The organism is Microbispora sp. NBC_01389, from assembly GCF_045040095.1.
Lineage (GTDB): Bacteria > Actinomycetota > Actinomycetes > Streptosporangiales > Streptosporangiaceae > Microbispora.
The window spans coordinates 6,101,845-6,116,090 of record NZ_CP109552.1 but is presented as its reverse complement, the minus strand read 5'-3'; the positions used below and the strand labels follow the sequence as shown (position 1 = coordinate 6,116,090).

Here is a 14,246-nt window from a genome sequence, read left to right as displayed (position 1 = left end):
GGCTCACGCGCCGGGATCGACGAAGTCCCGTTTGGTCTCCGGCGGCTCGCCCGGCGTGCCGCCGGCCCTCGGGTAGCGCAGGTCGAAGACGGGCCGCTCGGAGCGGATCGGCGGGATCGACACGAAGTTGTGCCGCGGCGGCGGGCAGGAGGTGGCCCACTCCAGCGAGTTGGCCTGCCACGGGTCGTTCACCGTCACCTTCTCCCCGTGCCGCCAGGTCCAGAAGAGGTTGTAGAGGAACGGCAGGGTCGACAGTCCGAGCAGGAACGCCCCGACGCTCGACAACTGGTGCATCCAGGTGAAGCCGTCGTTGGCCGAGTAGTCGCCGTACCGCCGGGGCATGCCCTGCATGCCGAGCCAGTGCTGGATGAGGAACGTCATATGGAACCCGACGAACAGCGTCCAGAAGTGGATCTTCCCGAGACGCTCGTTCAGCATTCGCCCGGTGAACTTGGGCCACCAGAAGTAGAAGCCGGAGAACATCGCGAACACCACGGTGCCGAAGACCACGTAGTGGAAGTGGGCGACCACGAAGTAGGTGTCGGTCACGTGGAAGTCCAGCGGCGGCGACGCCAGGATCACCCCGGTCAGCCCCCCGAGCAGGAACGTGACGAGGAAGCCCACGGCCCACAGCATGGGCGTCTCGAAGGTCAGATGGCCGCGCCACATCGTGCCCGTCCAGTTGAAGAACTTCACCCCCGTGGGCACGGCGATCAGGAACGACATGAGCGAGAAGAACGGCAGCAGCACGCGCCCGGTGGCGAACATGTGGTGGGCCCACACGGTCACCGACAGCGCGGTGATCGCGATCGTCGCGCCGACCATCCCGACGTACCCGAACAGCGGCTTGCGGCTGAACACCGGGATGACCTCGGTGATGATGCCGAAGAACGGCAGCGCGATGATGTAGACCTCGGGGTGGCCGAAAAACCAGAACAGGTGCTGCCAGAGCAGCGGGCCGCCCGTCCGCGGGTCGAAGATGTGCGCGCCGAGCTTGCGGTCGATCTCCAGCGCCAGCAGCGCGGCGGCGAGCACCGGGAAGGCCAGCAGCACGAGGATCGAGGTGAAGAACACGTTCCAGGTGAAGATCGGCATCCGGAACATCGTCATGCCCGGCGCGCGCATGCACATGATCGTGGTGATGAAGTTGACCGAGCCGAGGATCGTCCCGAGGCCGGACAGCGCGAGCCCCATGATCCACAGGTCTCCGCCGAGCTGCGGTGTGAAGGGCGCGGTCGACAGCGGCGTGTAGGCCGTCCACCCGAAGGTCGGCGCCCCGCCGGCCAGCGACGACCCCACCACCATCAGCCCGCCGAACAGGAACAGCCAGTAGCTCGCCATGTTCAGCCGGGGGAACGCCACGTCCGGAGCGCCGATCTGCAGCGGCATGATCGCGTTGGCGAACCCGGCGAACAACGGGGTCGCGAAAAGCAGCAGCATGACGCTGCCGTGCAGCGTGAACATCATGTTGTACTGCTGCAGGGTGACGAACTGCATCCCCGGCTCGAAGAGCTCCGCGCGGATGATCATCGCTTCCACGCCGCCGACCAGGAAGAAGCAGAACGCGGTGACCATGTACAGGTTGCCGATGACCTTGTGGTCGGTGGTCGACAACCACGAGGTGATGCGGGCGCCGGGGCCCCGGTGGGGCACCAGATCACTCGGCCGTACGGCGTGAGTCGTCATCCGCCTGCTCCTTCTAGAGTCAGCTCAAGGGGGTCTCCTGCCCGGTGACATGAGGCTCATCGCGAATGGAATGCTGGGATCGTCCGGCTGGTTATGCCCGCTGAAGACCGACTGAAAGGAGTCGCCCATGGCAACCGTCGAGGTGACCGAGAAGAACTTCAACGACATCGCCGACAACGGCATCGTACTGCTCGATTTCTGGGCGTCCTGGTGTGGCCCCTGCCGATCGTTCGCACCGATCTTCGAAAAGACGTCCGAAGAGCACGCGGACATCACGTTCGGCAAGATCGACACCGAGGCGCAGCCGGGCCTGTCGGAGGGATTCGAGATCACCGCGATCCCCACGATCATGGCGATCCGGGACGGTATCGTGGTGTTCGCGCAGCCGGGCGCGCTGCCCAAGCCGGCGCTTGAGGACCTGATCAGTCAGCTCCGCGCACTGGACATGGACTCCATCCGCGCCCAGATCGAGGCGGAGGCCAAGAACGGCTGAGGCGCCGGGCCGCGCCGGGCCGGGATCGGCCCGGCCTCCGTCGCCCGGTCCGCCTTCGTCCCGGCCGCCCCGCATTCCGGCCGCCCCGCATTCCGGCCCCCCTCACCCCGGCCCCTCACCGCAGACCAGGAGTCGCGCGGGCCGGGGGGTGACGGCGTCGGGCTCAGCTGGCTCGGTACAGCTCCGCGACGCGGAAGGCGAGGTCGAGCGACTGGCCGCGGTTGAGGCGGGGGTCGCAGGCGGTCTCGTACCGCAGCGCCAGGTCCTCCTCCACGATCGCGTGCCCGCCGCCGACGCACTCGGTCACGTCGTCGCCGGTGAACTCGATGTGGATGCCGCCGGGGTGGGTGCCGAGGGCGTGGTGGACCTCGAAGAAGCCCGCGACCTCGTCGAGCACGTCGTCGAGCCGGCGGGTCTTGTGGCCGCTCGGCGCCTCGAACGTGTTGCCGTGCATGGGGTCGCACACCCAGGCCACCGTCGCGCCGCTCGCGTTGACCTTCTCGACGAGCGTGGGCAGCGCGTCGCGGACCTTCCCGGCGCCCATCCGGGTGATGAAGGTGAGCCGCCCCGGCTCGTTGTCGGGGTTCAGCTTGTCGATCAGGCTGATGGCCTCTTCCGGCGTGGTCGTCGGGCCGAGCTTCACGCCGATCGGGTTGCGGATGCGGCTGAAGAACTCCACGTGCGCCCCGTCGAGCTGCCGGGTGCGCTCACCGATCCAGACCATGTGCGCCGACACATCGTACGGCAGGCCCGTACGCGAGTCGATCCGGGTGAGCGCCCGGTCGTAGTCGAGGAGCAGAGACTCGTGCGAGGAGTAGAACTCGACGGTGTGGAACTCCTCGGGGTCGGCCCCGCAGGCCCGCATGAACGCGAGCGCCTGGTCGATCTCCCGCGCGAGCTGCTCGTAGCGCCGCCCGGCCGGGGACTCGGCGACGAAGTCCTGGTTCCACGCGTGCGCCTGGCGGAGGTCGGCGTAGCCGCCCTTGGTGAAGGCCCGCGCGAGGTTCAGCGTGACGGCCGAGGAGTGGTAGGCGCGCAGCAGCCGGTTCGGGTCGGGGCGGCGGGCCTCGGGGGTGAAGTCGAACCCGTTGACCATGTCGCCCCGGTAGGCGGGCAGTTCGACGCCGTCGCGGACCTCGGTGGGCTTGGAGCGCGGCTTGGCGAACTGGCCCGCCAGTCGCCCGATCTTGACGACCGGGACGCGGCCGGCGTAAGTCAGCACGATCGCCATCTGCAACAGCGTCTTGAGCTTGTTGCGCACGTTCTCGGCCGTGGCGCCCGCGAAGGTCTCGGCGCAGTCGCCGCCCTGCAGGACGAACGCCTCGCCGCGGGCGACCGCGGCCAGGCTGTCCTTGAGCTGGTCGCATTCGCCCGCGAAGACCAGCGGCGGCAGGCTCGCCAGCTCCGCGACGACCTTGTCGAGCTCACCGCGGTCGGGCCAGTCGGGCTGCTGGGCCGCGGACAGGTCACGCCAGGAGTCCAGGTTCGATGCGCTCACGGACACCAAGGTTATTGCACCGCGTCCCCTGTGGCCTCCTCCTTGTCCATCTGCTGAGATCCTTTCACTCGTGGCGGAAGACGGACGTGCTCGGGAAGCACGCCGAGGCCGATGAATCTGGGCAGCAGCGAGCGGACCACCGGCACGCGGGTGAGATCGGGCACGGTCCGTACGGCACGGGTGGCGAGAGTGGGCCGGATGAACCGGTCCTGCACCACCCGCTGCGCGGTCTGGACGACGACCGTGGGTATCCGGCGGCGGCGCTGCACCCTCGCCAGCAGCGCCGAGGGCGCCCGGCCGCGCAGCAGGGCCGGCCCGACGATGTTGGCCGTCGCGACCGCGTCCTGCACCGCCAGGTTGATCCCGACGCCGAAGACCGGCGACATCGCGTGGGCCGCGTCGCCGATCAGCAGCAGGCCGGGGAGGTGCCAGCGGGAGATCCGGTTCACCTCCACCCGCAGCACGCCGGTTTCCTCGAAGGAGCGCAGTTCGTCCACCCGGCCGCCGAGGAAGGGCAGCAGCCGCCGCACCCGGCCGCGCAGTTCCGCCACTCCCTGCGCCCGCAGCGCCTCGAAGCCCCCCTTGGGGATGACGTAGGCGAGTTGCCAGTGCGTCTCCCTCACGATGGCGACCATGAGCTCCCCGGCCGAGGCCCGCAGGAACGGCTGCCCCGGATCGCCGTCCTCGCGCGGCAGCCGGAACCAGACGACGTCCATCGGCGCGCCGAACCGCCGGGGCGCGAAACCGGCCGCCTGCCGCAGGACGGAGCTCCGGCCGTCCGCCGCGACCGTCAGCGTCGCCCTGATCTCGTGCTCCGCGCCGTGTTCGTCGCGGTAGCGCACCCCCCGGACCACGCCGTCGTCCCGTACGAGGTCGGTGACCGTCGCGTTCATGAGCAGACGGAAGTTGGGGTAGCGGCGCGCCTCGCCGGTCACGAGGTCGAGGAAGTCCCACTGCGGGACGAAGGCGATGTACTTGTACTTGCCGGGAAGCCCGCGCAGGTCGGCGATGGGCACCCGGCCCTCGTCGGTCTCCACGGACAGGGTGTGCGCCTGGAAGTGCGGCAGCCGGTGGAACGCCTCGGCCAGCCCGATCTCGTCCAGCACCTGAAGGGTGGAGGGATGGATCGTGTCACCGCGGAAGTCGCGCAGGAAGTCCGCGTGTTTCTCCAGGAGTGTGACGTCGACGCCCGCACGGGCCAGCAGCAGCCCGAGCACGGCCCCCGCGGGCCCGCCGCCCGCGATCACGCATGTCGTCTCCATAATTCATCACCCGCTGAAATTGTCGCATGAGCGGCTCGGGGACTCCATACCCGGAGGGGGAGCACCTGCTGACCCGCCGCGGCCGGCGGACCGGGGCGAAGCGGGCCTACCGGAGCGGCCGCCGGCGCGCTATTTTGTGATCAACGGAATATCGGCTGTGAGGAGTCGTCGTGATTGCTCGTGTCCCCCGCGCGCCGCGCGTCGCGGCCGGAGCGATGGTCCTGGCCCTCGTGGCCTCGGTGACCATCGGCGCCCCGGCGGCCGTCGCGGCGACCGGAGACGCCGAACCGCACACCGGCACCGGCTGCGGCTCGCAGTCGCTCGTGCTGGACGCCTGATCCGGAACGGACCACACCCCCGTGACCCTGGGTGGTCACGGGGGTGTGGCGTGCCCGTCGAACGGTGGGACGGGCCGGGCCGCGCTGGGCCGGAGCCCGGTTCAGCCTCATCTATCGCGGTGTCGCGGGCTGGGCAGTGAGTCACGCTGCCTGACGCGGACCAGACCGTCGAGGCCATCGACGGCGAGGAGCTGCAAGCCCGGTCGTTTACGGCCGAGAAGCTGACACGCGGGCGTGTGGCCCGTGCTGCCGCGGGCCGGTCCTCAGGGTGTCGAGGCAGCTCGCGAGTGATCGGGTGCACAGGTCACGGATGCGGCCGTAGGACTCCTCCGGGTACTGCCGCGGGCCGTCCTCCACGAGCATGATCAGATAGAGGTAGACCCGGTAGAGGGCGAGCCTGATCCGGGCGCCGTCGCCGAGGTCCGCCCTGCCGCCCTCACTCCGATATCCGGTGAGCAGGGGGTCGTCCTCGCGTAGCTCGCCGAACAGGGTGGGAGTGATGAAATCGGCCAGCGGATCGCCCCAGAAGGCCCTCTCGAAGTCGATGATCGCCTGGATGCGCCGGTCGCCGTCGAGGAACACGTTGCCGGGCCACACGTCGAAGTGGACCAGAGCCGGGGTGACCACCTCGTCGAGGGCGTGCGCGTTCCTGTGGACGAGCCCGGCGATCTCCACGATCGTCGCGGGGAGCCGGGTGTTGTAGTGGACGGCGTCGTCCAGCATCGCGCCCATCATGACGAGGAACGCGTCCCGCCACGTCCGGCCGGTGAGCCCGGCGTACGGGTAGCCGAAGACGCCGGTGCCCGGGATCGCGTGCAGCCGGGCGAGATGGCGGCCCAGCTCGAACCGGATCGCGCTCTCCTCCGCCGGGCCGAGCGAGGTGGCGCTCCACGCGACGCCGTCGAGGGCGGACAGGACGAGGTAGTCGCCGCCGAGCGCCGAGTCGTCGAACGAGGCGTGCAGCAGGTCGGGCATCGGCAGCCCGGCGGGCTTGGCCAGGTGGTAGACCATCGCCTCGGTGCGCAGCAGGTGCCGTTCGTAGGTCAGCATCCGGAGGTCCGGCGGCGGCCCCACCTTGAGCACCACCTGACTTCCGTCGTCGAGCCCGAGCCGCCACGCGGCGTTGGCGAAGCCGTCGGTGAGCTCTTCCGAAGTGGTCAGTGCGCGGCCCAGGGCGTCACGGGCGATCTCGTCGAGCTGCGCGGGGGACAGTCGTCTCTTGGTCCTGCTGTCCAATTCAGTCTTCCTCGTTGGCGGCCGCGATGGTCCACGTGGCCTCGTGCTTGTCCCCCGGCTGCAGAACGACCAGATCGGTGCCCGAGTTGAACGCGTCGGGCGGGCAGGTCATGGGCTCCACGGCCAGCCCCCGGTGGCCGAGCCCCGTGCCGGTGCAGACCTGGACCCACGGCATGACCGCCGGGTCCCAGGTCAGGTCCACCGCGCCTTCCGGGCCGCGCACGCGCACCCGTCCCTCCGCCACGCCGGTGAAGGCGTGGTCGACCGCCGTCTCCCCGACGACGCGCGGCGCCCGGAAGTCGTACGGCGTGCCCGCCACGTCGACCAGGTCGGTGGGGGCGAGCAGGTCGTCGGTGAGCAGCACCCGGCCGGCCGGAAGCTCCAGCTCGTAGGTGGTCACGTCCGGCCCGGCCAGCAGCCAGGGGTGCGGCCCGCAGCCGTACGGCGCGGCGCTCTCGCCGACGTTCTGCGCGGTCAGCGTGGTGGACAGGCCCGCCTCGGAGAGCGCATGCCGCACCTCCAGGGCGATCCGGTGGGGATAGCCCTCGACCGGCTCCACGATGTGCGACAGCCGCACGTGGCCGTGGTGGTCCTCCACCACGAGCAGCTCCGCGCACTCCCAGTCGCGGTCGGAGACCAGGCCGTGCAGGGCGTGCCCGCGGTCGGGCTCGTTCACCGGCAGGCGGTGACGCCGCCCGTCGAAGGCGTACTCGGCCCCGACCACCCGGTTCGGCCAGGGGGCGAGCATCGTGCCGCTGTAGTAGGGGACCGGCCCGCCCTCCGGCCAGCTCGTCACCAGGTCGCGGTCTCCATGCCGCAGCACCCGGAGCGCGCCGCCCCGCTCGCTGATCGTGGCCTGGTAGCCGCCGCCGGTGATCGTGTAATCAGGCACGGGGGGAGTCCTTTCGCTGACGCGAGGTCAAGAACATAGGTCATCTGCCGGTGTGCAGGGACTTTATCCCAGCTCATCGCCCTTGATCCAAGTGGGGTGGGCGATACGTGGGAGCGCTCCCACCGGAGGTAAAGCTAAGTCTTGCCGAGGAACGCGTCAACTTATTCCGGGATTGTGGTGTAGATCGGTATAACGGCCCTGAATTTGCCGTTCGGCGTGTTCCGCTGCACGTGCATGGGAAATCGCCCACCTGACCACGCTGAAAGTTTCAGCCGCTCATGGCACGCGTCGCCGCCCTCGCGCCGGGCGAGGGGCGGCGGGCGGGTGGCGGGCGGGTGGCGTGACACCCCGAAGGCGGACGCGCGGGCTTCCCGCGCGGGCGCGTCAGCGCAGTTCGCCGCTCTTCACGACGTCGCGGTACCAGAGCGCGCTGTCCTTGGGGGTGCGCTTCTGGGTCGAGTAGTCCACGTACACGATGCCGAAGCGCTGGCTGTAGCCCTGCGCCCACTCGAAGTTGTCGAGCAGCGACCACACGTGGTAGCCCTCGACCCGCGCGCCCTCCTCCATGGCGCGGTGCATGGCGGCCAGGTGGTCGCGGAGGTAGGTGATGCGCCGCTCGTCGCGGACGCGGCCGTCGGGGCCGGGCACGTCCTCGGTGGGCAGGCCGTTCTCCGTGATGATCATCGGCACGCCGGGGTAGTCGCGCTGCACCCGCATCAGGATGTCGTGGAAGCCCTCGGGGTAGACCTCCAGCCACTCGGCCTGGGTCCGCTCGTGCAGGAAGACCCGCTCGCCCTTGGCGTCCACGAAGATCGGCGTGTAGTACTGCACGCCGAGCACGTCGATGGGCTCACTGATGACGGCGAGGTCGCCGTCCAGGATGTGGTCGGCCATCGGGCCGCGCTCGGAGATCCAGCGCAGCGTGTCCTCGGGATAGGAGCCCTTGAAGATCGGGTCCAGGTAGAGCCGGTTCTCCAGGCCGTCCTGGTGGCGGGCCGCCTCGAGCGCCTCGGGGGTGTCGTCGGCCGGATACGTCGGGTGGAGGTTGAGCGCCGGCCCGATCCGGCGTCCCGGGTGCCGCTCGTGCAGCACCCGCGAGGCGAGGCCGTGGGCGAGCAGCAGATGGTGGCAGGCGACGAACGCGCGCGCGTCGTCCTTGAAGCCCGGCGCGTGCTGGCCCTCCCGGTAGCCGCAGTCGACGACCGTCTTCGGCTCGTTGATCGTCAGCCAGTCACGGATCTCCAGGGCGTCGAAGCAGATCCCGGCGTACTCGGCGAAGCGCTCGGCCGTGTCCCTGTTCTCCCAGCCCCCTCGGTCCTGCAGCGCCTGCGGCAGGTCCCAGTGGAAGAGCGTGGCCATCGGCCGGACGCCGCGTTCGACGAGCCCGTCGACCAGCCTGCGGTAGAAGTCGAGGCCCTTCTGGTTGGCCTTCCCCGAGCCGGTCGGCTGGATCCGCGGCCACGCGATCGAGAAGCGGTAGCTGCCCAGGCCGAGATCGGCGATCAGGTCCAGGTCCTCGTTGTAGCGGTGGTAGTGGTCGGCGGCCTGGTCACCGTTGTCGCCGTCGAGCACGTTCCCCGGGACCGCGCAGAACGTGTCCCACACCGAGGGCCCGCGGCCGTCCTCCGTGGTCGCGCCTTCGACCTGGTACGCCGCGGTCGACGCGCCCCAGACGAAGTCGGTCGGAAACCGTGCGGGTGAGTTCATGGGAACCTCCGTGGATACCCCCGCCTGCGGGCGGGAGCGGAATCGGACCCCTTGCGGAGCGGGGCATGGGCAGGCGGTTGTCTGCCAGGCGGAACGCCGTACGAACAATCGTGCGATTCTTGGCCGGGCGAGTGGCATGATGTGCGGCGTGGCGCAGAGCGTGAGGCGGGCTTACCGGTACCGCTTCTACCCGACTCCCGAGCAGGCGTCCGAGCTTGCCCGGACGTTCGGGTGTGTGCGCCTGGTCTACAACAAGGCGCTGGAAGAACGGAGTCGCGCTTACACCCTGGAGGGCCGCCGGGTCTCCTACGCGGAGTCCTCGGCCTTGCTGACGGCGTGGAAGCGCGAGGAGGAACTGGCGTTCCTCAACGGGGTGTCCAGTGTGCCGTTGCAGCAGGCGTTGCGGCACCTGCAGGCGGCGTTCGCGAATTTCTTCGCCAAGCGGGCCGGCTATCCGGTGTTCAAGTCGCGGAAGAGGTCGCGGGCGTCGGCCGAGTACACCCGCTCGGCGTTCCGCTGGCGCGACGGCCGGCTCACGCTGGCGAAGATGGACGCCCCGCTGGACATCGTGTGGTCGCGTCCACTCCCGGAAGGGGCGGAGCCGTCCACGGTGACGGTGAGCAGGGACGCGGCCGGTCGGTGGTTCGTGTCCCTCCTGGTGGAAGAGACGATCCGCCCCCTCACCCCCGGCGGGGACGTCGTCGGGATGGATGCGGGGATCACCAGCCTGGTGACCTTGTCCCACCCGATCCCCGGAGTGACCGACCAGGACGGAAAGGTCGCCAACCCCCGGCATGAGCGGGCCGACCGGCGCGCTCTGGCCAAGGCCCAGCGTGCGCTGGCCCGCAAATCCTGGGGCAGCGCGAACCGGGCCAAGGCCCGGCTCAAGGTCGCCCGCGCCCACGCCCGGATCAGTGACCGGCGCCGGGACTTCCTGCACAAACTGTCGACTCGACTCGTCCGCGAGAACCAAACGGTCGTGATCGAGGACCTGACCGTCCGCGCCATGGTCAAGAACCGCTCGCTGGCCCGCGCCATCTCCGACGCCTCGTGGCGGGAGTTGCGGTCGATGCTGGAATACAAATCGCAGTGGTACGGGCGGGAACTCGTGGTGATCGACCGGTGGTTCCCCTCCTCCAAGCTGTGCTCGGCCTGCGGGACACTGCAGAAGTCGATGTCGTTGAACATCCGGGCCTGGGAGTGCGCCTGCGGCGCGGTCCATGACCGGGACGTCAACGCCGCCAGGAACATCCTCGCCGCCGGGCTGGCGGAGAGGTGAAACGCCTGTGGAGCTGGTGTAAGACCTCAACGGAGTCCTCCGAGCGGGCAACCGGCGGCGAAGCAGGAAGCCCGCCCGGTGACGGTCGGAATGCCCTCCCTGCAGGGAGGGGAGGAGGTCAACCATTCTCGGTGAGGAAACGCGCGGGTGATTCGAGCGCCGACCGGAGTTCGCCGAGGAACTCCGCGGCATCGCGACCGTTGACGAAGCGGTGGTCGTACGCGAGGCCGATCGCGGCGGTCTTCCGTACGGCGAAGCCCGAGCCGTCGGGGACGACCTCCGGGCGGGGCGCGGTCAGCGACAGCGCGCACGTCTGGCCGGGGAAGACGATCGGGACGGCGTGCACGATGCCGTCGTGGGTGTGGAGGGTTAGCGTGATATTGCCTCCTTGGAGGTCGCTTTCCCGGAACGACCCGGTGAGGGCCGTCCTGCGGAAACCGGCCAGGTCGCCGGCGATCTCGGAGAGCGGCCGGTCGCCCACGTCGCGGACGACCGGGATGAACAGCCCCCGGCCGACGTCGACGGTCACGCCAACGTCGGCGGTGGCGGCCCGCCGCAGGCGCGGGCGGGGGCCGGGGGTGGGCTCGGCGAAGAAGACCGGGAATCGGTCGAGCAGCCCGCCCGTCGCCTTCACCACCATCTCGGGCAGGCCGATCAGGGCGCGCAGCCGCCGGGTGAGGTCGCGGGCGAGCGAGAGCACCTCGGTCACGTCGACGGTCATCACGGTGAACGCCGCGGGAATCTCGCGCCGGGACCGCTCGACGACCTCCGCCGTCCGCTGCTGCGCCCGGGACAGCGTGATCCACTGCGCGTCGTCGTCCAGCCCCGCCCCGTCCAGGGCGGCACCGGCACGCCCCGCGCCGTTCAGGGCCGAGTCGGTCGCCGAGTGAGCTGCCGAGTGGGCCGGGGCCGGCCGGCCGTTCGCCTGGCCCGCCGTCGACCGCGGAGCGCTTTCGGAGGCGTCCCCCGCCGTGACGGTCGTCCCGGCTGTGGCGGTGGTTCCGGCTGTGGCGGTGGTTCCGGGCGCCGTGGGAGAGGGGAGCGCCTTGCCGCCGAGCAGCTCCTCGACGTCGGCCCGCCTGATCACCTTGCGGCCGAGGGCGTACACCCGCTCCATGGCGACGCCGTGCGCCTCGATCAACTCGCGGGCGGGCATGGTGACGACCACGCCGGAGCCATCGCCAACACCTACGCCGTCAGCGCCGCCGGGACCGCCCGGCACTGGCCCGTCCGGCACTGGCCCGTCCGGCACTGGCCCGCCCGGCACTGGGGCGCCGGGACCGCCCGGCACGGAGTCGCCGGGCGCCGCCGGGAGGCCCGTGCTTCCCGCGCTCTCTGTGCTTCCGGTGCCTGCCGGGTCGTGCGGGGCCGCCTCGTCACCGGGCCCGAGCAGGTGGGCGATGACCTGCCCCGGCTCGCATTCGGCCCCCTCGGCGAGCAGCCGCCGCAGGACGCCGTCGTGCGGGGCGACGACCTCCTCGGTCGCCTTCGACGTCTCCAGCAGCACGACCGGATCGCCGTCGCGCACCGCCTGGCCGTCCTCGGCCAGCCATTCCACCAGGACGTACGTCGTGTCGTTGTTGTTGAGCTTGGGCACGGGGAAGCCGGTCACGACAGGGCCTCCCTGACTGCGGCCCGGATGTGGCCGGCCTGCACGAGCACCTCGCGTTCGAGATGGGGGGCGGCGGGAATCACGCTGTCCGCCGAGTTGACCAGGGTGATCGGGCGGCGCAGGCGGCCCCACAGGCGCGGGTAGAGCGCCGTGGCCACCTCGGCCGCCCAGGTGCCGCCCTCGGTGCCGTCGTCCACCACGCAGACGTGCGGCGCGTTCTCCAGCCCCGGCAGGTGGGGCACCGGGTAGAGCTGGGCCGGCACGAGCAGTTCGCAGACCAGCTCGTCCTCCAGCAGCAGCGCCCGCATGGCGTCGAGCGTCCGATGGACGAGCCCGCCGTGGGTCACCAGCGTGCAGTCGGGCGGGCCCGCGCCGTCGACGTACACCCGCGCCACGTCGTCGGCCACCTCGAACCGGAACAGGTCGCCGGTGTCGTGCATCTGCCGGGTGTAGAGGACCTTGTCCTCGAAGAACAGGCAGGGCCGGGCCAGGGCGAACATCCGGGTGAGCAGGTCGCCGGCGTCGTGGAACGGCGTCATCTCGAACAGGGACAGCCCCGGCACCCCGATGAAGTGCTTCTGCGGGTTCTGGCTGTGGGTGGGGCCGTAGCCGCGGTTGCCGCCCGTGGGGCAGCGGACCACGAGCGGCACCGGCACGGGCCTGCCGTACATCGCGGTGGACTTGGCGGCGAAGTTCGTGATCTGGTCGAACGCCAGGGCCACGAAATCGGCGAACATGATCTCGACGATGGCCTTGTCGCCGGCCAGGGCCAGACCGGCGCCGACCCCCGCGATGGCGCCCTCGCTGAGCGGAGTGGACCGCACCCGGGAACCGAACCGGCTGGACAGCCCCCGGGTCACCTTGAACGCGCCGCCGTACGGGTCGCTGACGTCCTCGCCGAGCAGGTGGACCGAGGGGTCGGACTCCATGAGATCGTGCAGCGCCTGGTTGATGTGCTCGGAGACTCTGGTCACGGCCGCGCCTCCGGCGACGGAGCCGACGGGGCTGACGGGGCTGAGAGGGTGACGGACGCGGCCGGGGCGGCGGGCCGGGCGGAGACCTCGGCGACCACCCGTTCGACGAGATCTCGCTGCTCCGCGTCGATCCGGGCGAACCGCTCGGGATCGGCCTCGGCGTACCGGTCGTACCAGTCGGACTCCCGGACCCGGCGGATCTCCTCCGGCGAGCGGGTGTCGTCGCCCTTGCTGTGCGGTCCGAGACGGTGCGTGGCGAACTCCACGACCAGCGGGGACGGCTCCGCCCGTACGGCGTCCAGCAGCGGGGCGAGGCCCGTCCTGATCTCCTCCACGTCGGTGGACGCGACGTGGTGGTGGCGGACGCCGAAGGCCGCCGCCCGGGCGGCGATCGTGCCGGCCATCTGGACGGACGTGGGGGTCGACTGGGCGATGCCGTTGTGCTCGACCACGACCAGCAGCGGCACCCGCCACAGGGACGCCATGTTGAGCGCCTCGTAGACGGCGCCCTCACCCCAGGTGCCGTCCCCGATATACGCGCAGGCCAGCGCGCCCGTGCCGGCCAGTTTCAGGGCCACCCCGGTCGCCACCGGCAGGCTCTCGCCCTGCACGCCGGTGGACAGGAAGCGCTGGTGGTAGATGTGCTGACTGCCGCCGACGCCGCCGCACAGGGCGCCCTCCCGCCCCATGATCTCGGCGAGCAGGCCGTGCGGATCCGGATGGCGGGCGAGGAAGTGGCCGTGCCCGCGGTGGTTGCTGAACACGAAGTCGTCGTCCCGGAGCAGCGCCGACAGGACGACCGGGACGTACTCCTGCCCGAGGCAGGTGTGGGTGGTGCCGCTCAGCACACCCCGCTCGAACAGGCGCAGCAGGGCTCGCTCGAAGTGCCGGATGAGTAGCAGCGAGCGGAGATCCTGGTCGCCCACGGTTGGCCGTGGGCTCCGAGGGGGTGCGGCGGCGGTGACGGTCAAAGGTGGTCCGCTCCTGGTGCGTCACTGACGGAGGGGCGCGCTCGGTCACCGGCGTTCCCGGCCTCAGGGACAGGAGCACCCATTCTGGGAGCGCTCCCACGGAGCGTAGGTGGGGTGAGGGGTGCTGTCAATCCTCAGCGATAGGGCGATTTGGCGGGTTGTGGCCCATATTGTCCGTGATCTGCGGCAATATCCTCACATTCCCCCTCCTGGGTCTAATAACGGACAGAAACTTCCATGACTCTTGACGAACGAAAGGTCCCGTCCATAGCCTCCGTTCCCGTGGGAGCGTTCCCAC

Annotated in this window: 11 protein-coding genes and 1 pseudogene; 3 read left to right on the top strand and 9 right to left on the bottom strand. The window is 70.4% G+C overall.

Translation table 11 applies throughout. The features are described from left to right. Nucleotides 1-3 precede the first annotated feature (3 nt). The gene (gene ctaD / locus OG344_RS27005) at nt 4-1,686 is read right to left on the bottom strand and encodes a cytochrome c oxidase subunit I (protein WP_405085496.1); all 1,683 of its coding nucleotides are present in this window, start codon (nt 1,684-1,686) and stop codon (nt 4-6) included. A gap of 127 nt (nt 1,687-1,813) precedes the next feature. On the opposite strand from ctaD, the gene trxA reads away from it, so the two are divergent. Beyond that, nucleotides 1,814-2,179: a thioredoxin gene (gene trxA / locus OG344_RS27000; protein ID WP_327046080.1), complete on the top strand. Its 366-nt coding sequence runs from the start codon at nt 1,814-1,816 to the stop codon at nt 2,177-2,179. Nucleotides 2,180-2,342: 163 nt separating this feature from the next. Here the strand turns inward: trxA and OG344_RS26995 are convergent, their stop codons facing one another. Together OG344_RS26995 and OG344_RS26990 are read right to left on the bottom strand one after the other, a co-directional pair. After that, nucleotides 2,343-3,683 carry a class II 3-deoxy-7-phosphoheptulonate synthase gene (locus OG344_RS26995; RefSeq protein ID WP_327046079.1) on the bottom strand — a complete coding sequence of 447 codons (1,341 nt, stop codon included), beginning with the start codon at nt 3,681-3,683 and terminating at the stop codon, nt 2,343-2,345. Nucleotides 3,684-3,688: 5 nt separating this feature from the next. After that, nucleotides 3,689-4,939, bottom strand: a complete 1,251-nt coding sequence (locus OG344_RS26990; RefSeq protein WP_405085495.1) for an FAD-dependent oxidoreductase — start codon at nt 4,937-4,939, stop codon at nt 3,689-3,691. A gap of 170 nt (nt 4,940-5,109) precedes the next feature. Between OG344_RS26990 and OG344_RS26985 the strand changes: the two genes are divergently transcribed. Beyond that, complete coding sequence (locus tag OG344_RS26985) at nt 5,110-5,277, top strand: hypothetical protein (protein WP_327046077.1); 168 nt, start codon at nt 5,110-5,112, stop codon at nt 5,275-5,277. A 207-nt stretch (nt 5,278-5,484) separates the two neighbouring features. Here OG344_RS26985 and OG344_RS26980 read toward each other — a convergent pair whose 3' ends face one another. The 3 genes from OG344_RS26980 to OG344_RS26970 form a co-directional block, all read right to left on the bottom strand. Continuing rightward, entirely contained in the window at nt 5,485-6,513 is a 1,029-nt protein-coding gene (locus OG344_RS26980; RefSeq protein ID WP_327046076.1) for a phosphotransferase, read from the bottom strand. 1 nt (nt 6,514) lies between these two features. Continuing rightward, nucleotides 6,515-7,405, bottom strand: a complete 891-nt coding sequence (locus tag OG344_RS26975) for an aldose 1-epimerase family protein (protein WP_405085494.1) — start codon at nt 7,403-7,405, stop codon at nt 6,515-6,517. Nucleotides 7,406-7,789: 384 nt separating this feature from the next. Then, complete coding sequence (locus OG344_RS26970; RefSeq protein WP_405085493.1) at nt 7,790-9,112, bottom strand: GH1 family beta-glucosidase; 1,323 nt, start codon at nt 9,110-9,112, stop codon at nt 7,790-7,792. Between the two features lie 139 nt (nt 9,113-9,251). On the opposite strand from OG344_RS26970, the pseudogene OG344_RS26965 reads away from it, so the two are divergent. After that, nucleotides 9,252-10,526, top strand: a pseudogene (locus tag OG344_RS26965) (RNA-guided endonuclease InsQ/TnpB family protein). Here OG344_RS26965 and OG344_RS26960 read toward each other — a convergent pair. From OG344_RS26960 to OG344_RS26950, 3 genes are read right to left on the bottom strand one after another with little or no spacing between them, the layout of a single operon-like run. Continuing rightward, entirely contained in the window at nt 10,510-12,003 is a 1,494-nt protein-coding gene (locus OG344_RS26960; protein ID WP_405085492.1) for a 2-oxo acid dehydrogenase subunit E2, read from the bottom strand. The pseudogene OG344_RS26965 and the gene OG344_RS26960 overlap by 17 nt on opposite strands. Then, nucleotides 12,000-12,977: a transketolase C-terminal domain-containing protein gene (locus OG344_RS26955; protein WP_327046072.1), complete on the bottom strand. Its 978-nt coding sequence runs from the start codon at nt 12,975-12,977 to the stop codon at nt 12,000-12,002. The genes OG344_RS26960 and OG344_RS26955 overlap by 4 nt, the downstream gene beginning before the upstream one ends. Next, the gene (locus tag OG344_RS26950) at nt 12,974-13,903 is read right to left on the bottom strand and encodes a thiamine pyrophosphate-dependent dehydrogenase E1 component subunit alpha (RefSeq protein WP_405085491.1); all 930 of its coding nucleotides are present in this window, start codon (nt 13,901-13,903) and stop codon (nt 12,974-12,976) included. The genes OG344_RS26955 and OG344_RS26950 overlap by 4 nt, the downstream gene beginning before the upstream one ends. Nucleotides 13,904-14,246 lie beyond the last annotated feature (343 nt).

Excerpts from the sequence above, each read along its gene's own strand:
- trxA (WP_327046080.1), top strand. The coding sequence starts at position 1,814 with ATGGCAACCGTCGAGGTGACCGAGAAGAACTTCAACGACATCGCCGAC.
- OG344_RS26970 (WP_405085493.1), bottom strand. The coding sequence starts at position 9,112 with ATGAACTCACCCGCACGGTTTCCGACCGACTTCGTCTGGGGCGCGTCG.
- ctaD (WP_405085496.1), bottom strand. The coding sequence starts at position 1,686 with ATGACGACTCACGCCGTACGGCCGAGTGATCTGGTGCCCCACCGGGGC.
- OG344_RS26990 (WP_405085495.1), bottom strand. The coding sequence starts at position 4,939 with ATGGAGACGACATGCGTGATCGCGGGCGGCGGGCCCGCGGGGGCCGTG.